General features: G+C 72.0%; 19 protein-coding genes and 1 tRNA gene. 14 read left to right on the top strand and 6 right to left on the bottom strand.

What is annotated here, in order from left to right:
* Positions 1–4 precede the first annotated feature (4 nt).
* Positions 5–2,728 (bottom strand): penicillin acylase family protein, encoded by a 2,724-nt coding sequence (locus FHR36_RS01620; protein ID WP_253793070.1) that lies wholly within the window; start codon positions 2,726–2,728, stop codon positions 5–7.
* Positions 2,729–2,902: 174 nt separating this feature from the next.
* Between FHR36_RS01620 and FHR36_RS01615 the strand changes: the two genes are divergently transcribed.
* The 5 genes from FHR36_RS01615 to mscL all read left to right on the top strand — a co-directional run bounded on the left by FHR36_RS01615 (position 2,903) and on the right by mscL (position 7,306).
* Positions 2,903–4,387, top strand: coding sequence for a potassium/proton antiporter (locus FHR36_RS01615; RefSeq protein ID WP_253793068.1), 1,485 nt, complete (start codon positions 2,903–2,905; stop codon positions 4,385–4,387).
* Positions 4,388–4,655: 268 nt separating this feature from the next.
* Positions 4,656–5,945, top strand: coding sequence for an MFS transporter (locus FHR36_RS01610; protein WP_253793065.1), 1,290 nt, complete (start codon positions 4,656–4,658; stop codon positions 5,943–5,945).
* A gap of 92 nt (positions 5,946–6,037) precedes the next feature.
* The gene (locus FHR36_RS01605) at positions 6,038–6,331 is read left to right on the top strand and encodes an FmdB family zinc ribbon protein (RefSeq protein ID WP_253793063.1); all 294 of its coding nucleotides are present in this window, start codon (positions 6,038–6,040) and stop codon (positions 6,329–6,331) included.
* 243 nt (positions 6,332–6,574) lie between these two features.
* Positions 6,575–6,859 carry a hypothetical protein gene (locus FHR36_RS01600; protein WP_253793061.1) on the top strand — a complete coding sequence of 95 codons (285 nt, stop codon included), beginning with the start codon at positions 6,575–6,577 and terminating at the stop codon, positions 6,857–6,859.
* Positions 6,860–6,889: 30 nt separating this feature from the next.
* Positions 6,890–7,306: a large conductance mechanosensitive channel protein MscL gene (mscL, locus tag FHR36_RS01595; RefSeq protein WP_253793058.1), complete on the top strand. Its 417-nt coding sequence runs from the start codon at positions 6,890–6,892 to the stop codon at positions 7,304–7,306.
* Positions 7,307–7,314: 8 nt separating this feature from the next.
* Here the strand turns inward: mscL and FHR36_RS01590 are convergent, their stop codons facing one another.
* Together FHR36_RS01590 and FHR36_RS01585 are read right to left on the bottom strand one after the other, a co-directional pair.
* Positions 7,315–7,551, bottom strand: coding sequence for a hypothetical protein (locus FHR36_RS01590; RefSeq protein ID WP_253793056.1), 237 nt, complete (start codon positions 7,549–7,551; stop codon positions 7,315–7,317).
* Between the two features lie 113 nt (positions 7,552–7,664).
* Positions 7,665–8,636, bottom strand: a complete 972-nt coding sequence (locus tag FHR36_RS01585; protein ID WP_253793054.1) for a sigma-70 family RNA polymerase sigma factor — start codon at positions 8,634–8,636, stop codon at positions 7,665–7,667.
* A gap of 268 nt (positions 8,637–8,904) precedes the next feature.
* Between FHR36_RS01585 and FHR36_RS01580 the strand changes: the two genes are divergently transcribed.
* The 3 genes from FHR36_RS01580 to FHR36_RS01570 all read left to right on the top strand — a co-directional run bounded on the left by FHR36_RS01580 (position 8,905) and on the right by FHR36_RS01570 (position 12,290).
* The gene (locus tag FHR36_RS01580) at positions 8,905–9,696 is read left to right on the top strand and encodes a phosphatase PAP2 family protein (protein WP_253793053.1); all 792 of its coding nucleotides are present in this window, start codon (positions 8,905–8,907) and stop codon (positions 9,694–9,696) included.
* A gap of 311 nt (positions 9,697–10,007) precedes the next feature.
* Positions 10,008–11,939 carry a murein biosynthesis integral membrane protein MurJ gene (gene murJ / locus FHR36_RS01575; protein WP_253793051.1) on the top strand — a complete coding sequence of 644 codons (1,932 nt, stop codon included), beginning with the start codon at positions 10,008–10,010 and terminating at the stop codon, positions 11,937–11,939.
* 99 nt (positions 11,940–12,038) lie between these two features.
* A complete protein-coding gene (locus tag FHR36_RS01570) occupies positions 12,039–12,290 on the top strand; it encodes a lipopolysaccharide assembly protein LapA domain-containing protein (RefSeq protein ID WP_253793049.1) in 252 nt (83 codons plus the stop codon).
* 92 nt (positions 12,291–12,382) lie between these two features.
* Here FHR36_RS01570 and FHR36_RS01565 read toward each other — a convergent pair.
* A tRNA-Arg gene (locus FHR36_RS01565) sits at positions 12,383–12,455 on the bottom strand.
* 264 nt (positions 12,456–12,719) lie between these two features.
* Here FHR36_RS01565 and FHR36_RS01560 point away from each other — a divergent pair.
* The 3 genes from FHR36_RS01560 (at position 12,720) to FHR36_RS01550 (ending at position 16,035) form a co-directional block, all read left to right on the top strand.
* Positions 12,720–14,216 carry a glycosyltransferase family 39 protein gene (locus FHR36_RS01560; protein WP_253793047.1) on the top strand — a complete coding sequence of 499 codons (1,497 nt, stop codon included), beginning with the start codon at positions 12,720–12,722 and terminating at the stop codon, positions 14,214–14,216.
* Between the two features lie 47 nt (positions 14,217–14,263).
* Positions 14,264–15,025 carry a polyprenol monophosphomannose synthase gene (locus FHR36_RS01555; protein WP_253793045.1) on the top strand — a complete coding sequence of 254 codons (762 nt, stop codon included), beginning with the start codon at positions 14,264–14,266 and terminating at the stop codon, positions 15,023–15,025.
* A 101-nt stretch (positions 15,026–15,126) separates the two neighbouring features.
* Complete coding sequence (locus FHR36_RS01550; protein WP_253793043.1) at positions 15,127–16,035, top strand: YhjD/YihY/BrkB family envelope integrity protein; 909 nt, start codon at positions 15,127–15,129, stop codon at positions 16,033–16,035.
* A gap of 53 nt (positions 16,036–16,088) precedes the next feature.
* Here FHR36_RS01550 and FHR36_RS39795 read toward each other — a convergent pair whose 3' ends face one another.
* The gene (locus FHR36_RS39795) at positions 16,089–18,443 is read right to left on the bottom strand and encodes a D-alanyl-D-alanine carboxypeptidase (RefSeq protein ID WP_253793042.1); all 2,355 of its coding nucleotides are present in this window, start codon (positions 18,441–18,443) and stop codon (positions 16,089–16,091) included.
* Between the two features lie 309 nt (positions 18,444–18,752).
* Here FHR36_RS39795 and FHR36_RS01540 point away from each other — a divergent pair, with 309 nt between their 5' ends.
* The 3 genes from FHR36_RS01540 to FHR36_RS01530 all read left to right on the top strand — a co-directional run bounded on the left by FHR36_RS01540 (position 18,753) and on the right by FHR36_RS01530 (position 20,884).
* Positions 18,753–19,478: a GOLPH3/VPS74 family protein gene (locus FHR36_RS01540; RefSeq protein WP_253793040.1), complete on the top strand. Its 726-nt coding sequence runs from the start codon at positions 18,753–18,755 to the stop codon at positions 19,476–19,478.
* Positions 19,479–19,823: 345 nt separating this feature from the next.
* Positions 19,824–20,681, top strand: coding sequence for a helix-turn-helix domain-containing protein (locus tag FHR36_RS01535; protein WP_253793038.1), 858 nt, complete (start codon positions 19,824–19,826; stop codon positions 20,679–20,681).
* Positions 20,678–20,884, top strand: a complete 207-nt coding sequence (locus FHR36_RS01530; RefSeq protein ID WP_253793036.1) for a DUF397 domain-containing protein — start codon at positions 20,678–20,680, stop codon at positions 20,882–20,884. Before FHR36_RS01535 ends, FHR36_RS01530 begins: the two co-directional genes overlap by 4 nt.
* 60 nt (positions 20,885–20,944) lie before the next feature.
* Here FHR36_RS01530 and FHR36_RS01525 read toward each other — a convergent pair whose 3' ends face one another.
* The gene (locus FHR36_RS01525; RefSeq protein WP_253793034.1) at positions 20,945–22,045 is read right to left on the bottom strand and encodes an ADP-ribosylglycohydrolase family protein; all 1,101 of its coding nucleotides are present in this window, start codon (positions 22,043–22,045) and stop codon (positions 20,945–20,947) included.
* Positions 22,046–22,241: the final 196 nt, after the last annotated feature.

Genomic DNA, 22,241 nt, shown 5'->3' with positions numbered 1-22,241 from the left:
GGCGTCAGCCGGCCGTGAGGGTCATCACGTTCTTCGCGGCCTGGCCGACCGCGTCCGGGGTCCAGGCCCAGGGCAACAGCTCGCCCTTGGCCCAGAGCTCGGTCTGGTCGTTGTAGTTGGGGTGGAAGGCGTGGCCGGAGGCGCCGCCGACGTTGATCCAGCGGGAGCCGTCGAAGTTGTTCAGGTCGACGACCATGCGCATCGACGGGATCCAGTCGACCTGGTAGCCGGCGGCGGCGTTCCAGCCGGCCGCGTCCACCGCGGCGGTGCCGCCGGCCAGCTTGTACGGGCCGCGGTTGAGCAGCTTGTGGACCACGCCGGAGGCGATCGAGGAGTCGTCGGAGCCGAGCGTGGCCTCCTTGAGGGTCAGCGTGTGCAGCCGGCCCCAGCTCCAGGTCTTGATGTCCTTGCCGAGCCGCGAGGTGAGGTCCTGGCGGGCGTCCTTCAGGGCCTCGGCGAGCAGGTTGTTCAGGCCCTTCTGCGGGATGTGGTCGGAGTCGATGTACTCCCACCACGAGCTGTCGGGCTGGGCCAGCTGCTGGCGGACCACCTCCATCCAGCGGTCGCCGCCGTCCGGCTGGGCCTGGGAGGCCTTGCGGGTGCCGCACTCGGTGACCGCCTGCGCGGCGCCGTTGAGGGCGTCGTCGGGCAGCGTGGAGTTGGTCTTCTGGCGGACCAGCAGGCAGTCGCCCTCGGCCCGCAGGTCGGCCGGGAACTTCTGGCCGAAGGCGAGCATCAGCAGCTGGCGCCAGACGCCGTTGTAGTACGCGGCGGCGGCCGAGTCGGCGTCCTGCCGGAAGTTCCAGTCCTTGAGCAGGTCCTGGGCCTCGCGGACGTACGGGTCGGAGACCTGCACCTGGAGCAGCAGCGGCACCAGGGTCTTGGCCATCACGCTGGTGTTGTCCAGCTGCATGGCCTGCATGTCGTCGACCGAGATCCTGCCGCCGTTCTTCAGCTTGTCCTGGATCTGGTCGGTGATCTCCTTGGCCCGGGTGCCGTACTCCCAGTCCTTGGTGAGCAGCGGCTTGTAGCTCGGGTCGACCACGGCCTGGTTGGCGGTGACGATGTAGCCGGCCTGCGGGTTGTAGCTGTAGGGCAGCGACTTGAACGGGATGTAGCCGGTCCACTTGTAGCTGGGGTCCCAGCCGGGGACGGGGACGGTGCCGTCGCCCTTGGCCCGGATCGGGATCATGCCCGGGGCCTGGTAGCCGATGTTGTTCTTGGTGTCGGCGTAGATCAGGTTCTGCGCGGGGACGGCGAAGTCCTGCGCGGCGGACTGGAAGTCCGCCCAGTTGGCGGCGCGGTCGAGCTTGAAGACCGACTCCATGGTCCTGCCGGGGGTCAGCGCGGTCCACTGCAGCGCGACGCCGTAGCCGGCCGCGCGGTCGGGGGCGGTGTTGCCGGCCGGGGCGTACTTGCCGACGTTCTGCTGCTCGGAGCTCTGGTCGGAGATCAGCGGCAGCCCGTCCTGGGTGGTGCGGACGGTGATGGTGCGGTCCGCGCCGCCGGCGACCTTGATGGTCTCCTTGCGGGTCTTGAACGCCACGTCCTTGCCGTCGACCTGGTAGGTGTCCGGGCCGGTCACCTTCTCCAGGTAGAGGTCGGTAACGTCGGCGCCGAGGTTGGTGAAGCCCCAGGCGATGTTGGCGTTGTGGCCGATGACCACGCCGGGCATGCCCGCGAAGGTGTAGCCGGCGGTGTCGTAGTTGCAGGTCTTGGAGACGCTCCGGCAGTGCAGGCCCATCTGGTACCAGATGGACGGCATGCCCGGGCCGAGGTGCGGGTCGTTGGCCAGCAGCGGCTTGCCGGTGGTGGTGAAGGCGCCGCCGACCACCCAGGAGTTGGAGCCGATGCCCTGGCCCTGCGGGCCGAGCAGCTGCGGCATCGCGGCGATCCGGCCGGAGAGGTCGTCGAGCAGGTTGCCGGTCGCCGGGCGGGCCTGGGCGGCCGGGGTGGCGGCGGGGGCGGCGGAACCGTCGGCGGGCTTGTAGCTGCCGTCGCCGGCGACGGTGCCGGTCTTCACGATGGTGCCGTTGCGCTCGTACGGGTAGGCCGGGTAGAGCTGGGCGATCTTGTCCGGGGTGAAGTCCTGGGCCAGCAGGGAGCGGTCGATCTCCTCCTGCAGGTTGCCGGAGAGGTTCCAGGCCATCGCCTTGAGCCAGGCCACCGAGTCGACCGGGTCCCACTTCTCCGGCTGGTAGCCGCTGTTCACCGCGCCGAGCAGGGCGTACTCCAGCGAGGCGCCGGCCCCGCCGGGGTGCTCGTTCAGCCAGGCGTTGACGCCGTCGGTGTACGCCTGGAGGTTCTTCTTGGTGTCCTCCGAGAGCACGGTGTCGTACTCCTGCTGCGCGACCTGGCGCCAGCCCATGGTGCGCAGGAAGGCGTCGGTGTCCACCTGGCCGGAGCCGAACATCTCGGAGAGCCGCCCGGCGGTGATGTGCCGGCGGACGTCCATCTCCCAGAAGCGGTCCTGGGCCTGGACGTAGCCCTGGGCGCGGAACAGGTCGGCGTCGGTGTCCGCGTACAGCTGCGGGACGCCCTTGTCGTCGCGCTTCACGTCGACGGGGGCGGACATGCCGGCGACCCGGACGGTGCCGGTCACCTCGGGGAACGAGGAGCGGACGGTGTCCACGGCCCACCAGCCGCTGCCGGTGACACCCGCCACCAGCAGCACGGCCAGCACGATCACGGTCAGACGAGCGCGCCGGAACTTCTTCGAGCGGGGCATCCGAATCCTTGTGGCGAGGGTGACTGCGGCCGTGACAGTCCACCACATTAGGGCGGGCGATCTGGAGGGGGTGCACGGGGGAGCCCTCTAGTTCAAAGATCAGGTAAAATGTTAGCCTGAGTAACGATCCCTGGATACGTCAGCCGCCCCCAGCCTGCCTCGAGGTGCCCCTGCGTGACCGTTGACCACCTGAACCAGTTCCTCCTAGAGGTTTCCGTGATCCTGCTGGTCGCGGTGGTCGCCGTCCGGGTCTCCACCCGGTCAGGGCTCCCCAGCCTGCTGATCTACCTCGGCATCGGCGTCGCCCTCGGCCAGAACGGCGTGGGCATCAGCTTCAACAACGCCGAACTCACCCAGGTGCTCGGCTACGCCGCCCTGGTGGTGATCCTCGCCGAGGGCGGCCTGAAGACCCGGTGGCAGGAGGTCAAGCCGGTGATGCCGGCCGCCACCGTGCTGGCCACCGTCGGCGTGGCGATCAGCGTCTTCGTCACCGCCGCCGGCGCCCACTGGCTGGTCGGGCTGGACTGGCGCACCTCGCTGCTGCTCGGCGCGATCGTCTCCTCCACCGACGCGGCCGCGGTCTTCTCGGTGCTGCGGATGGTGCCGCTGCCCAAGCGGCTGACCGGCCTGCTGGAGGCCGAGTCCGGCTTCAACGACGCGCCGGTGGTCATCCTGGTGGTGGCCTTCGCCACCGCCGGCGAGCTCGACCCCTGGTACGTCCTGGTCGGCACCATCCTGGTCGAGCTGATCGTCGGCGCGGCCGTCGGCTACACGGTCGGCCGGCTCGGCGCCTACGGCGTGCGGCGGGTCGCGCTGCCCTCCTCCGGCCTCTACCCGATCGCCGTGCTGGCGCTGATCGTGCTCGCCTACGCGGGCGGCGCGCTGCTGCACAGCTCCGGCTTCCTGGCCGCCTACATCGCCTCGGTGGTGCTCGGCAACGCCAAGCTGCCGCACGGCCCGGCGGTCCGCGGCTTCGCCGACGGACTGGCCTGGATCGGCCAGATCGGCATGTTCGTGGTCCTCGGCCTGCTCTGCACCCCCGCCACCATGCGCTCGGCCGTGGTGCCCGCGCTGGTGGTCGGCGCGGTACTGGTCTTCGTGGCCCGGCCCGCCTCGGTGCTGCTCACCATGACCCCGTTCCGGATCCCCTGGCGCGAGCAGGCCCTGCTCAGCTGGGCCGGACTGCGCGGCGCGGTGCCCATCGTGCTGGCCACCATCCCGCTGGTGGCCGGGGTGGCCGCCGCCCAGCAGGTCTTCAACGTGGTCTTCATCCTGGTCGTGGTCTTCACCCTGCTGCAGGGCCCCACCCTGCCGCTGGTGGCCCGCCGGCTGCGGATCGGCGAGGGCGACCTCGGCCAGGACCTGGACATCGAGTCCGCGCCGTTGGAGAAGCTCCACGGCCACCTGCTCTCGGTCGCGCTGGCCCGCGGCTCGCGGATCTCCGGCGTCGAGGTGAGCGAGCTGCGCCTGCCCAAGGGCGCCGCGGTCACCCTGGTGGTCCGCGACGGCAGCAGCTTCGTCCCCGACAAGGCCACCGTGCTGCGCGAGGGCGACGAACTCCTGGTGGTCACCACCGACGAGGTGGGCGAGGCGGCCGAACGGCGGCTGCGGGCGGTGGACAAGGGCGGCAAGCTGGCGGGCTGGCTGTACGGGCGGTGAGCACGGGACTGACGGTTCGTCGGATGTACACCTTGCATTGAGAGGCATTTTTGGCTAGAGGCCGCTACAATGAAGGCAGACATCACGAATGATTGAACCCGCAACATCTGCCTGATGCAGAGTTGGCGCGACCGCTCGGCGGCTGTGGCCCGGTGACCTTCCCGGGCGCGGTATCTACCCCGGTCGACGCGCGAGAGGACGACTCTCGGCGCCGTCGGGGCCCACCCGTACCCCCGGCCGCGCTACCAGGCAGCAGAGAGGACCGACCGTGGCGGCCCGCCCGACGGTCGACAACCCCACCCGTGCCGGCTACGGCACCCTTCTGCGCACTCCGCGCGCCCTGACCTTCCTGGTCCCCGCCTTCGCCGCCCGCCTGCCGTACGCGATGCTCAGCCTGGGCATCGTGCTGCTGGTGCTCGACACCAACGGCTCGTACGGCGTCGCCGGCGCGGTGGCCGCCGTCTCCGCCGTCGCGCAGGCCCTGATCGGGCCGCAGACCGGCCGGCTGGCCGACCGCTACGGGCAGGCCGCGGTGCTGGTCCCCAGCGTCGTGGTGCACGCGCTGTCGGTCGGCGCGCTGATCGCGCTGGCCCTCGGCCACGCCCCGGTGTGGACCCTGTTCCTGGCCGCCGTTCCGGCCGGCGCCTCGGTCCCGCAGATCGGCGCCATGGTCCGGGCCCGCTGGGTCGCCAAGCTGTCCGACCGGCCGGCCACCCTGAACACCGCCTTCGCCTTCGAGTCGGTCACCGACGAGTTCACCTTCGTGGTCGGCCCGGTGCTGGCCACCGCCATCGCCACCGGCGTCACCCCCGCCGCCGGCCTGATCGCCGAGGCCGCGCTGACCGTGGTCGGCGGCCTGGCCTTCGCCACCCGGCGCTCCACCGCCCCGGCCCTGAAGACCCCCGAGGCCGGCACCAAGCGCGCCTCCGCCCTGGCCAACCCGGGCGTCCGGCTGCTGGTCGGCGCCTTCCTGGGCGTCGGCACCGTCTTCGGCGCCATGCAGGTCTCGGTCACCGCCTTCGCCGAGTCGGTCGGCCGGGCCGGCATGAGCGGCACCGTGTACGGCGTCTTCGCCGGCGGCTCCATGCTGGCCGGCGTGCTGTACGGCATGGTCGCCTGGAAGCACTCCGCCCGGCAGCGCATGCTCGGCTGCTACGCCCTGCTGGTGCTCGGCTGCTCCACCCTGTGGGCCATGCCCAACCTGACCGCGCTGGCCGTCGCCGGCCTGTTCTGCGGCCTGGCCATCGCCCCGACCCTGATCACCGGCTACACCCTGGTCGAAACCCTGGTCGCGGACGGCGCCAAGACCGAGGCGTTCACCTGGCTGACCGGCGCGATCGGCCTGGGCCTGGCGGTCGGCTCCACCGCCGCCGGCCAGCTGATCGACCACGGCGGCCCGTCGGCCGGCTTCGTGGTGCCGATGGTCGGCGCCGGGCTCGGCCTGGTGGCGCTGGTCACTCTCCGGCGACTGCTGGTGGCCCCGAGCGCGGCGACCCGTACCGTGGCCAGGAGCGTGCCGCTCCGTCCGCAGCCGGCCGGCGCCGCCTCGCACGGTTGAGCGCTGGACTGATCCGGCGGAATGCCGCATCATTGACCATCGTTAGCACTCATCAGGTGAGAGTGCCAGGGGGAGTGCAGGAGGAAGAGCAAGTGCCCACGTACCAGTACCAGTGCACCGAGTGCGGCAACGGCCTCGAGGCGGTGCAGAAGTTCAGCGACGACGCGCTGACCACGTGCCCCGACTGCCAGGGGAAGCTCCGCAAGGTCTTCTCGGCCGTGGGCGTGGTCTTCAAGGGCTCCGGCTTCTACCGCACCGACAGCCGCTCCTCGTCGAGCAGCTCGGTGAGCTCCTCGACGTCGTCCTCGTCCTCCTCGGCGTCGACGAGCAGCACCTCCTCGACCGGCTCGGCCGGCTCCACGGCGTCCGCGCCGGCGGCGAGCTGACCTGCTGCGGACGGACTTCCGGAACCCGGTGGCGCACCTCTGCGCCGCCGGGTTCCGTCGTTTCCGGTCCGAATGTCCCCCGCGTGGGTGACGGCGGTTGTCCACAGGGGCGGGTTGTCCACAGGAATCCACCGGCCGCTGTCCGGACGGGACGGGCGGGCGCACGCTGAGGGCACGAACCCGGTACGAACCCGTCCGGGTCCCGACCAGCGAGCAGTCGCTCCGCGCGGAAGGCGGTCCGCCGTGACCACGTACCTCACTCCCCCGCTGCCCCCGACGGCCGTGCCCCCGCGGCGCGGGGTGCCGCTCTTCCCCCCGATCCGCGGTGGTGGCGGGTGGCACCGGCTGCGGCAGGCCGTCCGCCGCAGACCCGGAGTGCTGGCCACCGGGCTGCTGGCCGCCGCGACCGCGCTCACCGCGGGCCCGCTGCACCCCGGGGCCCCTCCGCCCGTCGCGCCGGTGGCTCCCCCGTCCCCGCACGGGGGCTGCACCGCGCCGTCAACCGGACCGGCGGGAATTCACCCGTAACCTCACCGGGCTGACGCAGTTCAGCGCAGCATGAAGGGCTTCAAGGAATTCCTGCTTCGCGGCAATGTGGTCGACCTCGCGGTCGCGGTCGTCATCGGCGCCGCATTCACCAACATCATCAACGCCTTTGTGAAGGGCGTGATCAATCCGCTCGTCGGCGCGTTCGGCACCAAGGACCTGTCGACCTACCGCTCCTGCCTCAAGGGGCCGTGCGCCGTCGACAGCTCCGGGAACGCCACGTCCGGCATCCCCATCCTGTGGGGCTCGGTCCTCAGCGCCGTACTGAGTTTCGTGATCACCGCAGCCGTCGTCTATTTCCTGCTCATCCTGCCCATCAACCACTTCATGGCCAAGCGCAAGACCGTCGAGGAGGAGTCGCTGGAGGCCGAGGCGAAGGAGGTCGAACTGCTCACCGAGATCCGCGACGCCCTGGTCCGCCAGGGCTGAGGACGCCCTCAGTCCCCGTGGTGCGGGGGCCGCTGGCTCAGGTACCAGTCGAGCCCGCGCTCCCGCCCACCCTCCTCGGCGCCCGGGCGGCCGCCCCAGCCCCGGTCGGTGTCGTCCCGGCTCGGCCGCTCCAGCGGATCCCCGAACACCAGCCGCGCCTTCTTCCGGGCATCGGGCCCCGGCTCCGCTGCACTGCTCTCCGGCTCCGCCGCTGCGTCCGCGCGCTCCGGCGCCTGCTCACCCATCCCCGACCGCCCTCTCCGTTCCGTCCGGCCGCCCAGCCTAGGGGGCGGCCCGCACCTCGCCGCGCGGGTGCGCGCGGGCCCCGGACGGCCGCTGCCGCACCGGGGCCCGGGTATCACGCGGCCTCGAAGCCCGCGTGGTCGGCGATCTTCTTCAGCTCGGCCAGCGCGTGCTTCTCGATCTGCCGGATCCGCTCGCGGGTCAGCCCGTGCTGCTTGCCGACCTCGGTGAGCGTCCGCTCGCGGCCGTCCTCCATCCCGTAGCGGGAGCGGATGATCGAGGCGGTCCGGTCGTCGAGCCGGCCGATCAGGTCGTCCAGCTCCTCGCGGCGGAGCATCACCATCACCGCGTCCTCCGGGGAGACCGCGCCGGTGTCCTCCACCAGGTCGCCGAACTGGGTCTCGCCCTCGTCGTCGACCGACATGTTCAGGCTGACCGGGTCGCGCGCCCAGTCCAGCACGTCCTTGATGCGCGTCTCGGTGGTGTCCAGCTCGGCCGCGATCTCGGCCGGCTCGGGCTCGCGCCCCAGCTCCTTGGACTTCTCCCGCTGCACCCGCCGGATCCGACCCAGCTCCTCGACCAGGTGGACGGGCAGCCGGATGGTGCGCGACTGGTCGGCGATCGAGCGGGTGATCGCCTGGCGGATCCACCAGGTCGCGTACGTGGAGAACTTGAAGCCCTTCGAGTAGTCGAACTTCTCCACCGCCCTGACCAGGCCCGCGTTGCCCTCCTGGATCAGGTCGAGCAGCGGCAGGCCGCTGCGCGGGTAGCGCCGGGCCACCGCGACGACCAGGCGCAGGTTGGACCGGATGAAGACGTCCTTGGCGCGCTCGGCGTCCTCGGCTATCGCCTCCAGCTCCTCCCGGGTCGCCCCCTCGGGGAGCGGCCCCTCGTCCAGCAGGTGCTGGGCGTACACACCGGCCTCGATGCGGAGCGAGAGCTCGACCTCCTCGGCGGCATCGAGCAGGGGCGTCCTGGCGATCTCGTCGAGATACATGCCGACAAGGTCGCGGTCGGCCTCGAGGTTGGTCGGGCGGGCCGCGCGACTCCGGTCGGCCCTGTCGCGAACGACGGCACGGGTGGCCATGCTTGCTCCCTTGCTGCTGGTGCCGGGCTCTGTGGAGGTGGCCGAGCACGTAACGATCCAACGCACAGAAATCGGACAACATTCCCAAGTTGCTCAGATTTTCAGGTCCGATGCAGTACCCTGCCGATTTTCATCCGGACCTCACCGAGCGTGAACCGGCGCACACGCGCCGCATCCGTGCGCCGCCCCGGACTCCTTCGCGCAAACGATGCGGAATCGCTATCCCGACACCGCCGGAACGGAGCCCTCCGCTGGGAAGGTGTCTGCCATGCACCGTCCCTTCGAGGCCGGGTCGACCGAGACCCTCCACCAAGTCCAACGCCGGAACCTGCTCCGGTGTGCCGCACTCGCGCTGTCGTGTGCCGGACTTCTCGGCGTGCTGCTCGCGCTGGTGGAGACGGGCTGGGGTCCGCTGGTGCGCTTCGACCGGGCCTGGGTGGAGCCGCTGCACGGCTTCGCCCGGCAGCACTCGGCCTGGACGGCGTCCATGCAGACGCTGGCCGACATCGGCGGGACGGTCACCATGCGGGTCCTGCTGGGCCTGGCCGCGGGCTGGCTCTGGATCCAGGGCGCGCGGATGCTGGCCGTCTGGGCGGCGGCCGAGGCCTTGATCGGCTGGGCGCTCGGCGCCGCCGAGCAGACCGCGGTCGACCGGCCGCGACCGCACTTCGCCGACCCGGTGGCCCACGCCGCCGTCGGGGGCTCCTTCCCGTCCGGCCACGCCATGGCGTCGGCGATCACCTGCGGCGCCCTGCTGGCGCTGCTCTGGCCGCGGGCCAACCGCACCGGACGGTCGGTCGCCGCCACCCTGGCCGCGCTGGCCGTGCTGGCGGTGGGCTGGACCCGGATCGCGCTCGGCGTGCACTGGCCCAGCGACGTGCTGGGCGGCTGGCTGTCGGCGGGCCTGGTGCTCGGCGGCGTGACGGTCGCGATCGAGCTGTGGCGCCCCGGCGCGCTGCTCCGCGACATCCGCCGGATCGACTGGAGAACCCGACCGAGGGTCCAGCGCGTCCTGGCAGGTGAGGGGACGGACGCGAAGGCTCCCGGTGACGACTCCTGACGGTTCGTGAGCAACATCACACCAACGGACCGTAACCCCGGGGGAGGGATCGGACGTGGTCGACAATCGGCCTATCTACGGACAAACAGTTCACCATTCAGTGATCGAACGGTCGGCGGTGCAGGTCACGGCCCCGATCGCGGCCGGATCGAGATCATCCGCGCCCGGCACCCGACTCCCCAGTGAGTGCCCGGTTAGGGCAGACTGCTCCGTCTGGGCGCACCCCGCGCCCGAGCGAGGAGGCCGGACCTACCGACTCCGTACACCCACGAGCCGCCGGACGGGCACCGAGTGACGGGGGTCCGATGACCATGCACAACACGAACGGGTCCCCCGACCCCTTTGTGTACGTCGACCCGCCCACGCTGGCGCTGGGGAAGGTTCCCGTTCAGCCCGGCTACGGACAGTCGCCGTACGCGCAGCCGCCGGTCCCGCCCGTACCCCCCGGCCCCCCGGTCGTCCCCGCCCCCCAGGCCGGCGCCGACCAGGTCGCCCCCTCGTCCGAGGACGGTCAGTCGACCCCGACTGCTGCCCCGTCCACCGCCTCGACCGGCCGCAACGGCCTGATCATGGCGCTGGGCTCGCTGGCCTCCCGCGCACTCGGCTTCGTCCGCAGCGCGATGATCGTCGCCGCACTGACCACCGGCCCGCTCGGCGACTCCTTCAACGTCGCCAACTCGCTGCCGAACATCGTCTACATGATGCTCATCGGCGGGGCGCTGGCCTCGGTCTTCGTGCCCGAGCTGGTGCACGCCGCGCAGACCCACCAGGACGGCGGCGTCGCCTACACCGACCGGCTGCTCACCCTCTGCGGCGTGCTGCTGGTCGTCCTCACCCTCGGCGCCTGGCTGGCCGCGCCCGCCATCGTCGACCTCTACTCGCACTACGACGGCGCACAGCGCGACCTGACCATCGCCTTCGCCCGGTACTGCCTGCCGCAGATCTTCTTCTACGGCGTCTTCACCCTGCTCGGCCAGGTGCTCAACTCGCGCGACCGCTTCGGCGCGATGATGTGGACCCCGGTGCTGAACAACGTGGTCGCCATCGCCGTCTTCGGCCTCTACATGGTGATCGGCGGCAACGCCAAGGACGCCGGGTCGATGACGCCGGGCATGACCATGCTGCTGGGGCTCGGTTCCACCCTGGGCATCGTGGTCCAGGCGCTCGGTCTGCTGCCCTCGCTGCGCTCGGCCCGCTTCCGCTTCCGGCCGCGCTTCGACTGGAAGGGCGCCGGCCTCACCCGCCCGCTGCGCTCCGCGAGCTGGGCACTGCTGCTGGTCCTGGTCACCCAGCTCGCCTTCGCCGTGATCACCCGGGTCTCCACCAGTGCGGGCCAGCAGGCCCACGACGCCGGCCTGAAGATGGGTCTGGGCAACTTCGCCTACACCAACGCGTACCAGCTGTTCGTGGTCCCGCAGGGCGTCATCACCATCTCCCTGGTCACCGCGCTGCTGCCCGGCATGTCCCGGGCCGCGACCGCCGGCGACCTGACGAAGATCGGCTCCGACCTGTCGGAGATGCTGCGCAACTCCGCGGCGATGATCGTCACGGCCGCCGTGCTGTTCTTCGCGCTGGCGCCGCAGATCACCGCGGTCGCCTACGGCTACGGCAGCTCGAGCGCCGCCGACACCTGGGTCATCGCGCAGGTCCTGATGGCCTTCGCGCTCGGCCTGCCCGCCTTCTGCGCCCAGTACGCGCTGGCCCGCGGCTTCTACGCGATGGGCGACGCCCGGACCCCGTTCTGGCTCACGGTGGTCACCACCGGGTCCAACGCCGGTCTGTCCTGCCTCGCGTACCTGCTGCTCACCCCGCGCTGGATCATCATCGGCATGGCGGTCGCCCACACCACGGCCTGCGTGCTCTCCATCGTGATCACCGGCTGGGCCCTCGGCCGCCGCCTGCGCACTCCCGCGCCGGTCCACCCCGACGCCACCCTCGACCTCTCCGGCCGCCGCCCGGCGCCGCGCAGTGGCCTGGACGGCGGCCGCGTGGTCGCCCTCCACCTCGCCCTCGCGGCCGCCTGCGCCCCCGGCGCCCTCGCCGCGCACTGGCTCGCCACCCGCTTCGGCGCCACCCTGTTCGGCAGCCTGGCCGGCCTCGCCGTCGGCTCCCTGGCCGTCCTGCTCTCGCTGTTCCTCTTCGCCATCCCGCTCGGCGCCGGCGCCTCGGTCGCACCGCTGGCCCGCAAGCTGCGCATCCCCTACCCGGCGCCCGCCGTTACCGCGGGCAAGCACCGCCGCTGACGCTGCCGCTCCCGGGGCAGGACTCGCCCCGGGAGACCTCCAGCCACCAACTCGCCCTTCGACCGCGAAACTCCGACCAAACCGACACATAATGGCCACATGGCAGAGAAGACCTCTCAGTCGCATGGGCCGTCGAGCGTCACCGTCCACGGCCGCAACGTGCGGATGCGCACCATCGGGTTCGGCGTCCTCGCCGTCATCGCGGTGTGGTTCATCGCCGCCAACACCGAGTCGGTCGAGGTGACCCTCTGGGTCGCCAGCGTCACCCTCCCCCTCTGGCTGGTCCTGACCGTCACCCTCCTGGTCGGCGCCGCCCTCGGCTGGTTGATCGCCAGCCGTCGCAAGCCCTGACGATCCCCTGCCGCGTCCGGGCGGCCGGGTCCGGATACGTCGAAGGCCCTCCGCCCGGGTGGGCGGAGGGCCTTCGACCTGCGCTTGTGCTGTGCCCCAGGCAGGATTCGAACCTGCGACACCGGCTTTAGGAGAGCCGTGCTCTATCCCCTGAGCTACTGAGGCGCGGGTGGTCGGTGATCGTGCCGGAGAGCGGTGATCGCCGAGTGACCGGTGACAGCCTAGCGGATCGCACCACGCCGCCGGTGGCCCGTTTCGACGGGCGGGGAGCGGATGAGACGGGGATGAGCGGGCCGGGGTGTCCCGTATTCTGGCGAGATGGGTGAAATCGACGCCTTGTCGCTCATGGGCGACTCGGAGGCGGGCGGCCCGGGGGCCGGGGGCTCGGGCGGGGACGGTGGGCGTCGGGGGCGTCGGAGGGTCCGGGGGATGCTGGTCCGGGTGTGGCCCGGGCTGGTGGCGGCGGCGGTGATGCTGCTGGTGGGGCTGTACCGGATCGGCACGCCGGAGCTGTGGCGGGACGAGGTGTCGAGCTGGAGCGCGGGCGGCCGGAGCCTGGGTGAGCTGTTCGGGATGCTCGGGAACGTCGACGCCAGCAACGGCGCGTACTACGTGGTGCTGCACGGGTGGATGGCGGTGTTCGGGGACTCCCCCGTCGCCCTGCGGCTGCTGTCGGCCGTCGCCATGGCGGGTGCGGCTCTCTTCTCCGCGTTGACGGCGCAGCACGTGTTCCGCAGCCGGGTGGCGGGTCTGGCGGCCGGGCTGTTGCCGGCGACGGTGCCGATAGTGTCGCGGTACGCCCAGGAGGCCCGCGCGTACGCGCTGGTGACATGCGCAATCGCGGCGGGGGTCTGGTGTCTGGTGCGGGTGCTGGAGCGGCCGTCGAAGGGTCGGTGGGCGGCGTTCGCGGTGTGCACGGCGGTGGCGGGGCTGCTGCACCTGGTGTCGCTGGTCGGGGTGGTCGGTCAGCTGCCGATGGTGCTGGTCGCGTCGCGACGGCGACCGCAGGTGCTGTGGCAGTACCCGCTAGCGCTGGCGCTGGCGGCGCTGCCGACGCTGCCGCTGGTGGTGCTGGGCCGGTCCCAGTCGGACCGGCAGCTGTCCTGGCTGGTCCGGCCGGACCTGCACGACCTGCGGTTCTTCTGGGAGGAGCTGTTCGGCTCGCACCGGGTGCTGTACGCCTTCCTGGCGCTGGCGCTGCTGGCGATCGTGCTGCCGGGGCGGCGGGCGGCCGCGGTGCAGTTGCTGCTGCTGGCCGGGCTGCCGGTGGTGGCGGTGTGGGTGGTCTCGCAGGGCGGGACGTCCTACTTCCTGGAGCGCTACCTGCTCTTCACGCTGCCGACGTGGGCGGTGCTGGCCGGGGGCGGGGTCGGCGCGGTGGCCGGGCTGCTGCGCGGGGCGACCGGGAGAAGCGGGGCGACGGGGAGAAGACGTAGAGGAGTGGTGTGGGTCGCGGTGGGGTTGGTGGCGGTACCGGCCGTGCTGGGGCTGTCCAAGCAGGAGCAGGTACGGGCCGAGGCCGCGCACTCGGCCACCGACTTCCGCGGCGCGGCGGGGCTGATCGCGGCCGGCTACCGGCCCGGGGACGGCCTGGTGGCGCTGGCCGGGGACGTCGCGTGGGCCATGGTCGGTCCGGGTGTCTCCTACTATCTGCCGGGCGGCGTCGCGCCCGGGCCGATGTTCGTGGCGCGCTCCGCGGTCGAGGCCGACGACCTCTACCCGGTGCTGTCCCGGGCTCCTGCGGACACCATCGGTGACGAGGCCCGCGTGTGGGTCGTTACCATCGGCACAAGCGATGACCCGTACCAGTACCTCCCCGCGGAACAGGCGAGGGCGCTACGGTCGGTCTTCACCCCGGCCGAGGTCCGGCATGTCCGCGGCCTTACGGTGACGCTGCTGGTGCGCGACCGGCAGCACCCGACGTGAGGGACAACCCAGTCCCCCGCGCCACACCAGACGTGAAAGGCACAGACGTGACTGCCCCCCAGGAGAGCACCTTCGCCGACCTCGGCAAGGTGTTGGTGATCATCCCGACGTACAACGAGGCCGAGAACGTCGAGCGCATCGTCTCCCGGGTGCGGGCGGCCGTGCCCGAGGTCCACGTCCTCGTCGCCGACGACAACAGCCCGGACGGCACCGGCGACATCGCCGACAAGCTCTCCACCGAGGACACCCACGTCCACGTCATGCACCGCAAGGGCAAGGAGGGGCTGGGCGCCGCCTACCTGGCGGGCTTCCGCTGGGGCATCGACGCCGGCTACGACGTGCTGGTGGAGATGGACGCGGACGGCTCGCACCAGCCCGAGGAGCTGCCGCGGCTGCTGACCGCGCTGCGCACCTCCGACCTGGTGCTGGGCTCCCGCTGGGTGCCGGGCGGTGGCACGGTCAACTGGCCGCCGCACCGCCAGCTGCTCTCCAAGGGCGGCTCGCTGTACTCCCGGCTGCTGCTGGACGTCCCGATCCGGGACGTCACCGGCGGCTACCGCGCCTTCCGCAAGGAGACCCTGCTGGGTCTGGGCATGGACGAGGTCGCCTCGCAGGGCTACTGCTTCCAGGTCGACCTGGCGTGGCGTTCGGTGAAGGCCGGTTTCAAGGTCTCCGAGGTGCCGATCACCTTCGTGGAGCGCGAGCACGGCGCGTCCAAGATGAGCCGCAACATCGTCGTCGAGGCGCTCTGGCGGGTCACCGTGTGGGGCGTCGGCGCGCGGGTGCAGAAGCTGACCGGCAAGAAGTAGCCCCGGCCATCGGCCGAACGGGGGATCGGCCGGGTCCCGGGTGCGGGTGCGGGGCCCGAGGGGTCGGGTGAGGATGGGACCACCCGGCCCCGGAGGTGCCCGTGACGAACCCGCCCGACGGCACTCCGAAGGAGCCCGGCCGCTGGTCGCGCGCACGTGAGCGGGCCGACCGGATGGCGGCCGAGGCGAAGGCCATGCCGGAGCGGATCCCGCTGGTCGGCCGGGCCCTGAGCCAGTTCCTCCGGGTGAACCTGCTGGACAACGCGACCCGGCTGGCCGCCCAGGCCTTCCTCAGCGCACTCCCGGCCCTGTTCGTGGTGGCGGTGTTCGCGCCCGCCACCATCCGCCACGGCGTGACCAGCTCGATGCGTGAGCAGCTCGGGCTGCAGGGCCCGGCGCAGACCCAGATGCAGCAGCTGATGTCGGCCGGGCACGACGAGATCGCGCAGAGCTTCGGCGTGGTCGGCATCCTGGTCACCCTGCTGTCGGCGACGGCGCTCAGCCGGGCCCTGCAGCGGGTCTGCGAGCGGGCGTGGGAGGTGCCCAGGAGTGGCACCCGGGTGGCCGCCTGGCGCTGGCTGGTGTGGCTGCTGGTGTGGCTGGTGTTCCTGGTCGTCCAGGTGCCGATGCGCAAGGGGTTCGGGGTCGGGCTGTGGCTCGGTATCCCGCTGCTGTTCGTGGCGTCCACGCTGCTCTGGTGGTGGACGCAGCACCTGCTGCTGGGCTCCCGGGTGCGCTGGTGGCCGCTGCTGCCGGGTGCGCTGCTGTGCGGGGCGGCCGAGGTGGGTGTGGGCGTCGCCTCGAAGGTCTACCTGCCGGCGGCGATGTCCCGGGCGGTGGACCGGTTCGGACCGTACGGGGTGGTGTTCACCATGCTGTCCTGGCTGATCGTGCTGTTCACCGCGGTGACGCTGGCGCTGGTGCTGGGCCGGGTGATCGCGGAGGAGCCCGCTGTGGTCCGGTACCTGGGCACCCGGAACGAGCCCGGCATGTGGGGGCCGGCCGGTTGAGGCCGTCCCCCACGCGCCGGGCGTGGGCTCGTCGGGGCTCGGACGATCGGGGCTCAGAGGATCCGCAGCAGACGGGACATGATCGACGGCGGGGCCAGGTCGCTCTGCAGGGTGACCGGGACCTCCACCCGGCCGTCCCCGTCGCCGGCGGCGAGCGTGCCGACCTGGGTGCCGGCCTTGGCCGTGTGGCCGAGCCTGCCGGTCGGGGTGAGCACCAGCTTCGCGGTGATCCCGGACCAGCCGGCCACGGTCAGGTCCTTGCCCGCGACCACCGGCACCCGGCCGCCGAGGCCGTCGTCCACGTAGCCGACCACGTCGCCCTGCTTGGCCAGGGTCTGACCGGTCAGTACGGACTGCGCGGCGGCGTTGATCTTCTGGCTGACCGGCTGGGCCGCCCGGACCAGGCTGGGCTCCTCCTTGGTGGCCGGCTGGCCCAGGGTGACGCCCAGGACCAGCCGCTTCACGCCGCCGATCTCCTTGTACGCCGCCCACATCAGGCAGGAGCCGGCCGGGGTGGACGAGCCGGTCTTCACGCCGATGTTGCCGTTCTTGCCCAGCAGCGCGTTGGTGTTGAAGATCCGCTGGCCCTTGAAGTTGGTGTCCGGCTCGGCGACCACCTGGCGGAAGACGTCGTTCTTCATCACCTGCTCGGCCAGCTTCAGCTGGTCCTTGGCGGTCGACTTGGTGTCCGGGTTGTAGCCGGCCGGGTCGACGTAGGTGGTGTTGGTCATGCCGAGCGAGGCGGCGGTGTCGTTCATCTTCTTGACGAACGCGTCCTCGCTGCCGGAGTCCCAGCGGGCGAGCAGCCGGGCCACGTTGTTGGCGGACGGCAGCATCAGCATCTCCAGCGCCTCGTACTCGCTGAGCTGCTGACCCTCGACCAGGGTGACCTTGGACTCGTCCGCGTTGGACGACTCCTGGGCGGCCTGCTTGTCGATCGTGATCAGCGGGCCGGTCTCGTTCTTCTTCAGCGGGTGCGCCTGGAGGATCAGGTGGGCGTTCATCACCTTGGTGACGCTGGCGATCGACGCCGGGGTCTCCTGGCCGGAGCTGCCCAGGCTGCCCACGCCGACGACCTCGGCCGCCGCCTGACCCTTCGCCGGCCACGGGACGTTCAGCGCGTCACCGGAGAAGGTGTACGCGTCGGCCAGGCTCAGCCGGGTCTTCGCGTCCGGCAGCGGGCGCAGCAGCTGGGCCACCACGACGACGCCGAGGACGAACGCCAGGAACAGCGACCAGATGGTGATCCGCTTGGCCGCGCGCCGCAGCGGCGTCATCGGGCGGGCGCTGAGGAGGGACAGCACCTCCATCGCCTCGATGGTGTTCTCCGGCGCGGGCGGCAGGGCCGGCGCGGGCGGAGGAACGGGCGCGGACGGGGGTGCTGACGCGAACGGGGGTGCGGGCGCGGGGAGCGGCGCCGGGTCGGGGAGCGGCAGCGGCGGGGGCGGCGGCGGGATCGGTGCCGGCGTGGGGGCGGGCGCGGGCTTCGGGCCGGGGACGGGCGGCTCGGGCCGCGGGTCCGGCTCGGGCTCGGGAGTCGGCTCGGGGTCAGGAGTCGGCTCGGGCTCCGGGGTGGGCTCGGGGTCGGGCTCCGGGGTGGGGACGGGTGCGGGCGGCGGCTCGGGGACGGTGCCGCGGGCCGGCTTGTCGGTCGCCTTCAGTCCGGCGCCGGCCACCTCCCGGCTGTCCCGCATGGCGAGACGCGGATCGACCCCGGTCGGCCGGTCGGACGCCTCAGCGGTCTCGGATGCCTCGTTGTCAGCCTCGGACCCGGCCGGCGCGGCCCGGTCGGAGTCGGCCGGGCCGTCCTCCTCGGCGGCGTCGGCATCGCCGGTGGCATCGTCGGCGTGGTCGCTGCCGTCGGAGCCGCCGGTCTCCTCGGACGGCGCGTCGGCACCCTCCGGCGCCTCGGCGTCCGCCGTCCCCTCGACGGTGGACGGACGGGACGCCGGGGCCGCGGCCTCGCTCCCGGCGTCTGCTTCGACCTGGGGATCTGCCGCATCGTCGGCGACCTCGGCAGCCTCGGCCGGGGCGTCGCCGCCGCTGTCCGCCTTCGCGGACTTCGCGGCCGGCGCGGCGGCGGCCGCGGTGGCCCAGGCGGTCTTGGAGCCCGCCGGGGCCTCCGCGGCGTCCTCCTCCGCACCCGCGGAGTCGTCTCCGGCGGTCGCCTTCGGCGGCAGCCGCAGCTGGGTGGTGGCGTTGTCCGCGGGCAGCCGGAGGGCGGTGGTGGCCTGGTCGGTCGGCAGCCGGAGGGTGGTGGTGCGGGTGTCCGCATCGCGGACGCGCAGCTGCACGGTGGAGTTGGCGGACGCCGTGCCGGCCTCGCCGGACTCGGGCGCTTCGGGCGCTTCGGGCTTCTCCTGCCCCGCCTCGCCCGTCTGCCGCTCCCTGTCGGGGGACTCGCCCACTACCCATCCTCCTCGTCGGTCCGGCCCGCAGCCGACCCGCTCGCACGCGCTGCCTTTTTCCCGAAGGTTCGCGAGATGTTCTCGACGCGCCCCGGTCCCTGTACAGTCTCCGGCACATCCGGCCGTTCCACCGGCCGTACCCCGCCCGACCGGCGGTTTTCATCCCCGTCCGGCCCGTCCCAGGGTCAGACGCCGGGCCGTCGGACGGTGGTTCCCCGCTGTCCTGCGCAAGGTCACGATTCGGAGGCGTACTCGACAAGCCTGTGTGAGAGGCGTCACGCTGTCATTCATCCACGCGGGGAGGCTTGGATGGGCAGGAGCCGCAGAACAATTCCCGAGGAGCTTTTGCTGCTCGCACTGGACCCGGCCACGGGCACCACGGCGCAGCCGCAGACCCTCGATCTCGGACTCGCCGGGGCACAGCTCGTGGAGCTGTCCCTGGCCGGAAGGATAGTCCCGGACGGGGACCGGATCGCCGTGGTGGTACCGCGGCCGACCGGCGACCCCACTCTGGACCACGCACTGGAGCTGCTGCGCCGACGCGGCAGTCCGGTCCGTGCCGCGCACTGGATCGGTGGCCCGCGCCTGGGCCTGCGCCAGACGTACCTGGCGCACCTGGAACGGTGCGGCATGGTGACGGCGGTGGCCGGTCAGGTGTGCGGGGTGCTGCCGACGACGCGGTACCAGGCGTCCGACGACTGCACCAACGCCGCGATCAAGCAGCGACTGGACACCGCGATCCGCACCGGCGTGCCGCCGGACCCGCGGACGGCGGCGCTGGCCGCGCTGGCGCACGCGGTGGGCCTGGGCAAGCACCTCTATCCGGGCAACGAGGGCAGGTCGTCGCGGTCGCGGCTGCGGGACCTGATCCGGTACGACCCGCTGGGCGGAATGGTCGCCCACGCGGTGATGGACGTGCAGAACGGTCTGCCCGTTCAGCAGTCGCGCTCGGGCCCGGCACCGGGCAGCCGTCCGGTGGCCGGTCGGCCGGCGGCCGGGACGCGTGGTGTGGCCACGCAGGTGGGCGCGCGATGATCGGCGCACACCGATAGCCGGCAGTGCACTTCCCGGGGCGGTCCGCCCGGCGCTCAGGCGCCGGAGGGGCCGCCCCCGGTCGTTCCCGGCCGTTTCCGCCCGTCCCGGTCATTTCCGGTCATTCCGGGTGTACGCGCAGGACCGTTGGCACGCCTGGTCCCATTACCGTCCCACGACGGCGGACGCAAGGGCCGGCGTCCCGTATAGACGGTTTTCCGATGATCTGTCCTACTGCGCTCTCGCGATTTCCGGGCACGGACCGCAGGTGAGATGGCATGCTGCTCCACGTCAGGGGGGTTGGTACCAATTTCCGCACTGTTGCCAGAGGTACGGCCGGAGGTCGATGTGTCCGCCAGCGTCAATCCCACGGTGCGCCGCCGTCGGCTCGGAGCCGAGCTGCGCCGGCTGCGCGAACTGAGGGGAATGACGGCCGAGGAGGTCGCCGGCCGCCTGATGGTCTCCCAGTCCAAGATCAGCCGGCTGGAGAACGGCCGACGCAGCATCAGCCAGCGGGACGTCCGGGACCTGTGCGACGTCTACGAGGTGGAGGACGAGCGGGTCCGGGCCGGGCTGATGGAGATGGCCCGGGAGTCGCGCCAGCGCGGCTGGTGGCACGAGTTCGGCGACATCCCCTACAGCGTGTACATCGGGCTGGAGGCGGAGGCGTCGTCGATTCGTGCCTATGAATCCTCGTTCGTCCCCGGCCTGCTGCAGACCCGCGAGTACGCGGAGGCGGTGGTCGCCGGCACCCAGCCGGACACCGATCCGACCGCGATCAAGCGGCGGGTCGAGGTGCGGCTCAAGCGCCAGCACCGGATACACGGCGAGGACCAGCTCGGCAGCCTCTGGGTGGTCATAGACGAGGCGGTGCTCAAGCGGGAGGTGGGCGGGCGCCAGGTGATGTCCGATCAGCTCTTCCAGCTGCTGGCGCTGAGCGAGCGCCCGAACATCAACCTGCAGGTCATCCCGTTCAACCACGGCGCGCACCCCGGGATGACCGGGACATTCTCCCTCATGGAGTTCCCGGAAAGTGCGGATTCGACGGTCGTCTACTTCGAAGGAGTGACGAGTGATCTCTACCTGGAGAAGGACGCGGACGTCCGTCGCTATACCAATCTGTACGACCACCTGCGGGCCGCGGCGCTCAGCGTCACGGAGAGCCGGTCACTGATACACACCTATGCCGAGGAGTTCATGAAATGAGCAAGTCCACGAGCAACCTGGTCTGGCGCAAGAGCAGCTACAGCGGCGGCAACGGTGCGTGCGTAGAGATCGCCGTCCCGGACACCGCGTCGATCGCGGTCCGCGACTCCAAGGACCCGCAGGGCCCGCAGCTGCGCTTCTCCAACGAGGCCTGGGCCGCGTTCGCCGCGGAGGCCGCCTCGGGCGCCTTCGGCGAGGTCTGATCGGTCCCGCGCGCTTCCCGGTGCCCGCCACAGCTCCTGCGGCGGGCACCGCCGCGTATCTCAGACCCCGACGGGGTAGCGCTCGGTCCAGTGGGCCGCGGAGTGCAGCTCCGGGCCGTGCACGAGCTCCAGGACGAAGTCGTCGGCCAGCTGGAGCAGGGTGCCCCGGCCCTCGACCTCGGCGACCAGCTCCGGCGGCAGGGCGGTCTCGCCGTGCAGGGTGCCCAGCAGGTTGCCGCAGATGGAGCCGGTGGAGTCGCTGTCACCGGAGTGGTTGACCGCCAGCAGCAGGCCGGACTTCACGTCCTCGGCGACCAGCGCGCAGTACAGCCCGATCGCCAGCGCCTCCTCGGCGACCCAGCCCTCGCCCAGTTCCTCGACCCGCTCGGCGGAGGGCGCCCCGGCGCGGACCGCGTCCAGGGCGGCGCGCAGGGCGGCGGTGGTCTCCTCGTGCCGCGGCCGCTCGGAGAGCAGCGCCAGCGCCAGGTGGACGCCTTCCTCCAGCGTGCCGCCGCGCGCCACCGCGTGGATGACCACGGCGAAGGCGCCGGCCGCCAGGTAGCCGGTGGGGTGACCGTGGGTCAGCACCGAGCACTCCACCGCCAGCTGGAACACCAGCGCCGGGTCCCAGGCGGTGAGCAGGCCGAACGGCGCGGCGCGCATCACCGTGCCGGAGCCCTTGGAGTGCGGGTTGCGCGGCTGGTCGAGGGTGCCGAGGCGGTCGGCGTCCGGGCCGGAGAGCCCGGACAGGCAGGCCTGTCCGGGCGCCCGCTGGGCGTACAGCCACTCCTCGCGGCCGAGCCAGCCGAGGTCGGGGCGGCGCTCGTCCGGTCCCCAGTCGTGCTGGGTGGCGTGCCAGCGCAGGTACGCCCGGTGGACGTCGCTCGGCGGGTGCCAGGCGCCGCCGTCCCGGCTGATGTGGGCCCGGATCAGCCCGTCCACGGTGAACAGGGACATCTGGGTGTCGTCGGTGACCGTGCCGCGCCGCCCGTACGCGGGGACGAAGCCGGTGACGCCCTGCGGGCCGTGGGCGGCGCGGATCTGCTCGAGCGGCTCGAACTCGATGCCGGCGCCGAGCGCGTCCCCGATCGCCCCGCCGAGCAGGCAACCGCGCACCCGGCCGCGGAACTCCTGCTGCTGGGCGCGTGACCACAGGGGCATCACGAAGCGCTGCCTTTCGTCGGGGTCCTGACAGGGGTGCACTGTATTCGAAGACCTCGACGAATCCAGGGGCGGAGTCGAACGACAGATCGTCAACACTTTGTTGTATCGGGGAGATTCGCAGGTCACCGGGGTCGAACGCGCGATCTCTACCGTTCCCGCCCATCACCACCACCCGCGCCCGGCGGACCGCGCG

It is taken from the genome of Kitasatospora cinereorecta (assembly GCF_024172095.1).
GTDB lineage: Bacteria > Actinomycetota > Actinomycetes > Streptomycetales > Streptomycetaceae > Kitasatospora > Kitasatospora cinereorecta.
This window is presented reverse-complemented; position numbering and strand designations above follow the sequence as displayed.

What these genes read in the sequence shown, in the direction of transcription:
- FHR36_RS01585 (WP_253793054.1), bottom strand. Translation starts at nt 8,636, where the DNA reads ATGGCCACCCGTGCCGTCGTTCGCGACAGGGCCGACCGGAGTCGCGCG.
- FHR36_RS01540 (WP_253793040.1), top strand. Translation starts at nt 18,753, where the DNA reads ATGGGCAGGAGCCGCAGAACAATTCCCGAGGAGCTTTTGCTGCTCGCA.
- mscL (WP_253793058.1), top strand. Translation starts at nt 6,890, where the DNA reads ATGAAGGGCTTCAAGGAATTCCTGCTTCGCGGCAATGTGGTCGACCTC.
- FHR36_RS01570 (WP_253793049.1), top strand. Translation starts at nt 12,039, where the DNA reads ATGGCAGAGAAGACCTCTCAGTCGCATGGGCCGTCGAGCGTCACCGTC.
- FHR36_RS01560 (WP_253793047.1), top strand. Translation starts at nt 12,720, where the DNA reads ATGCTGGTCCGGGTGTGGCCCGGGCTGGTGGCGGCGGCGGTGATGCTG.
- FHR36_RS01620 (WP_253793070.1), bottom strand. Translation starts at nt 2,728, where the DNA reads ATGCCCCGCTCGAAGAAGTTCCGGCGCGCTCGTCTGACCGTGATCGTG.
- murJ (WP_253793051.1), top strand. Translation starts at nt 10,008, where the DNA reads ATGCACAACACGAACGGGTCCCCCGACCCCTTTGTGTACGTCGACCCG.
- FHR36_RS01525 (WP_253793034.1), bottom strand. Translation starts at nt 22,045, where the DNA reads ATGCCCCTGTGGTCACGCGCCCAGCAGCAGGAGTTCCGCGGCCGGGTG.
- FHR36_RS01580 (WP_253793053.1), top strand. Translation starts at nt 8,905, where the DNA reads ATGCACCGTCCCTTCGAGGCCGGGTCGACCGAGACCCTCCACCAAGTC.
- FHR36_RS01530 (WP_253793036.1), top strand. Translation starts at nt 20,678, where the DNA reads ATGAGCAAGTCCACGAGCAACCTGGTCTGGCGCAAGAGCAGCTACAGC.
- FHR36_RS01590 (WP_253793056.1), bottom strand. Translation starts at nt 7,551, where the DNA reads ATGGGTGAGCAGGCGCCGGAGCGCGCGGACGCAGCGGCGGAGCCGGAG.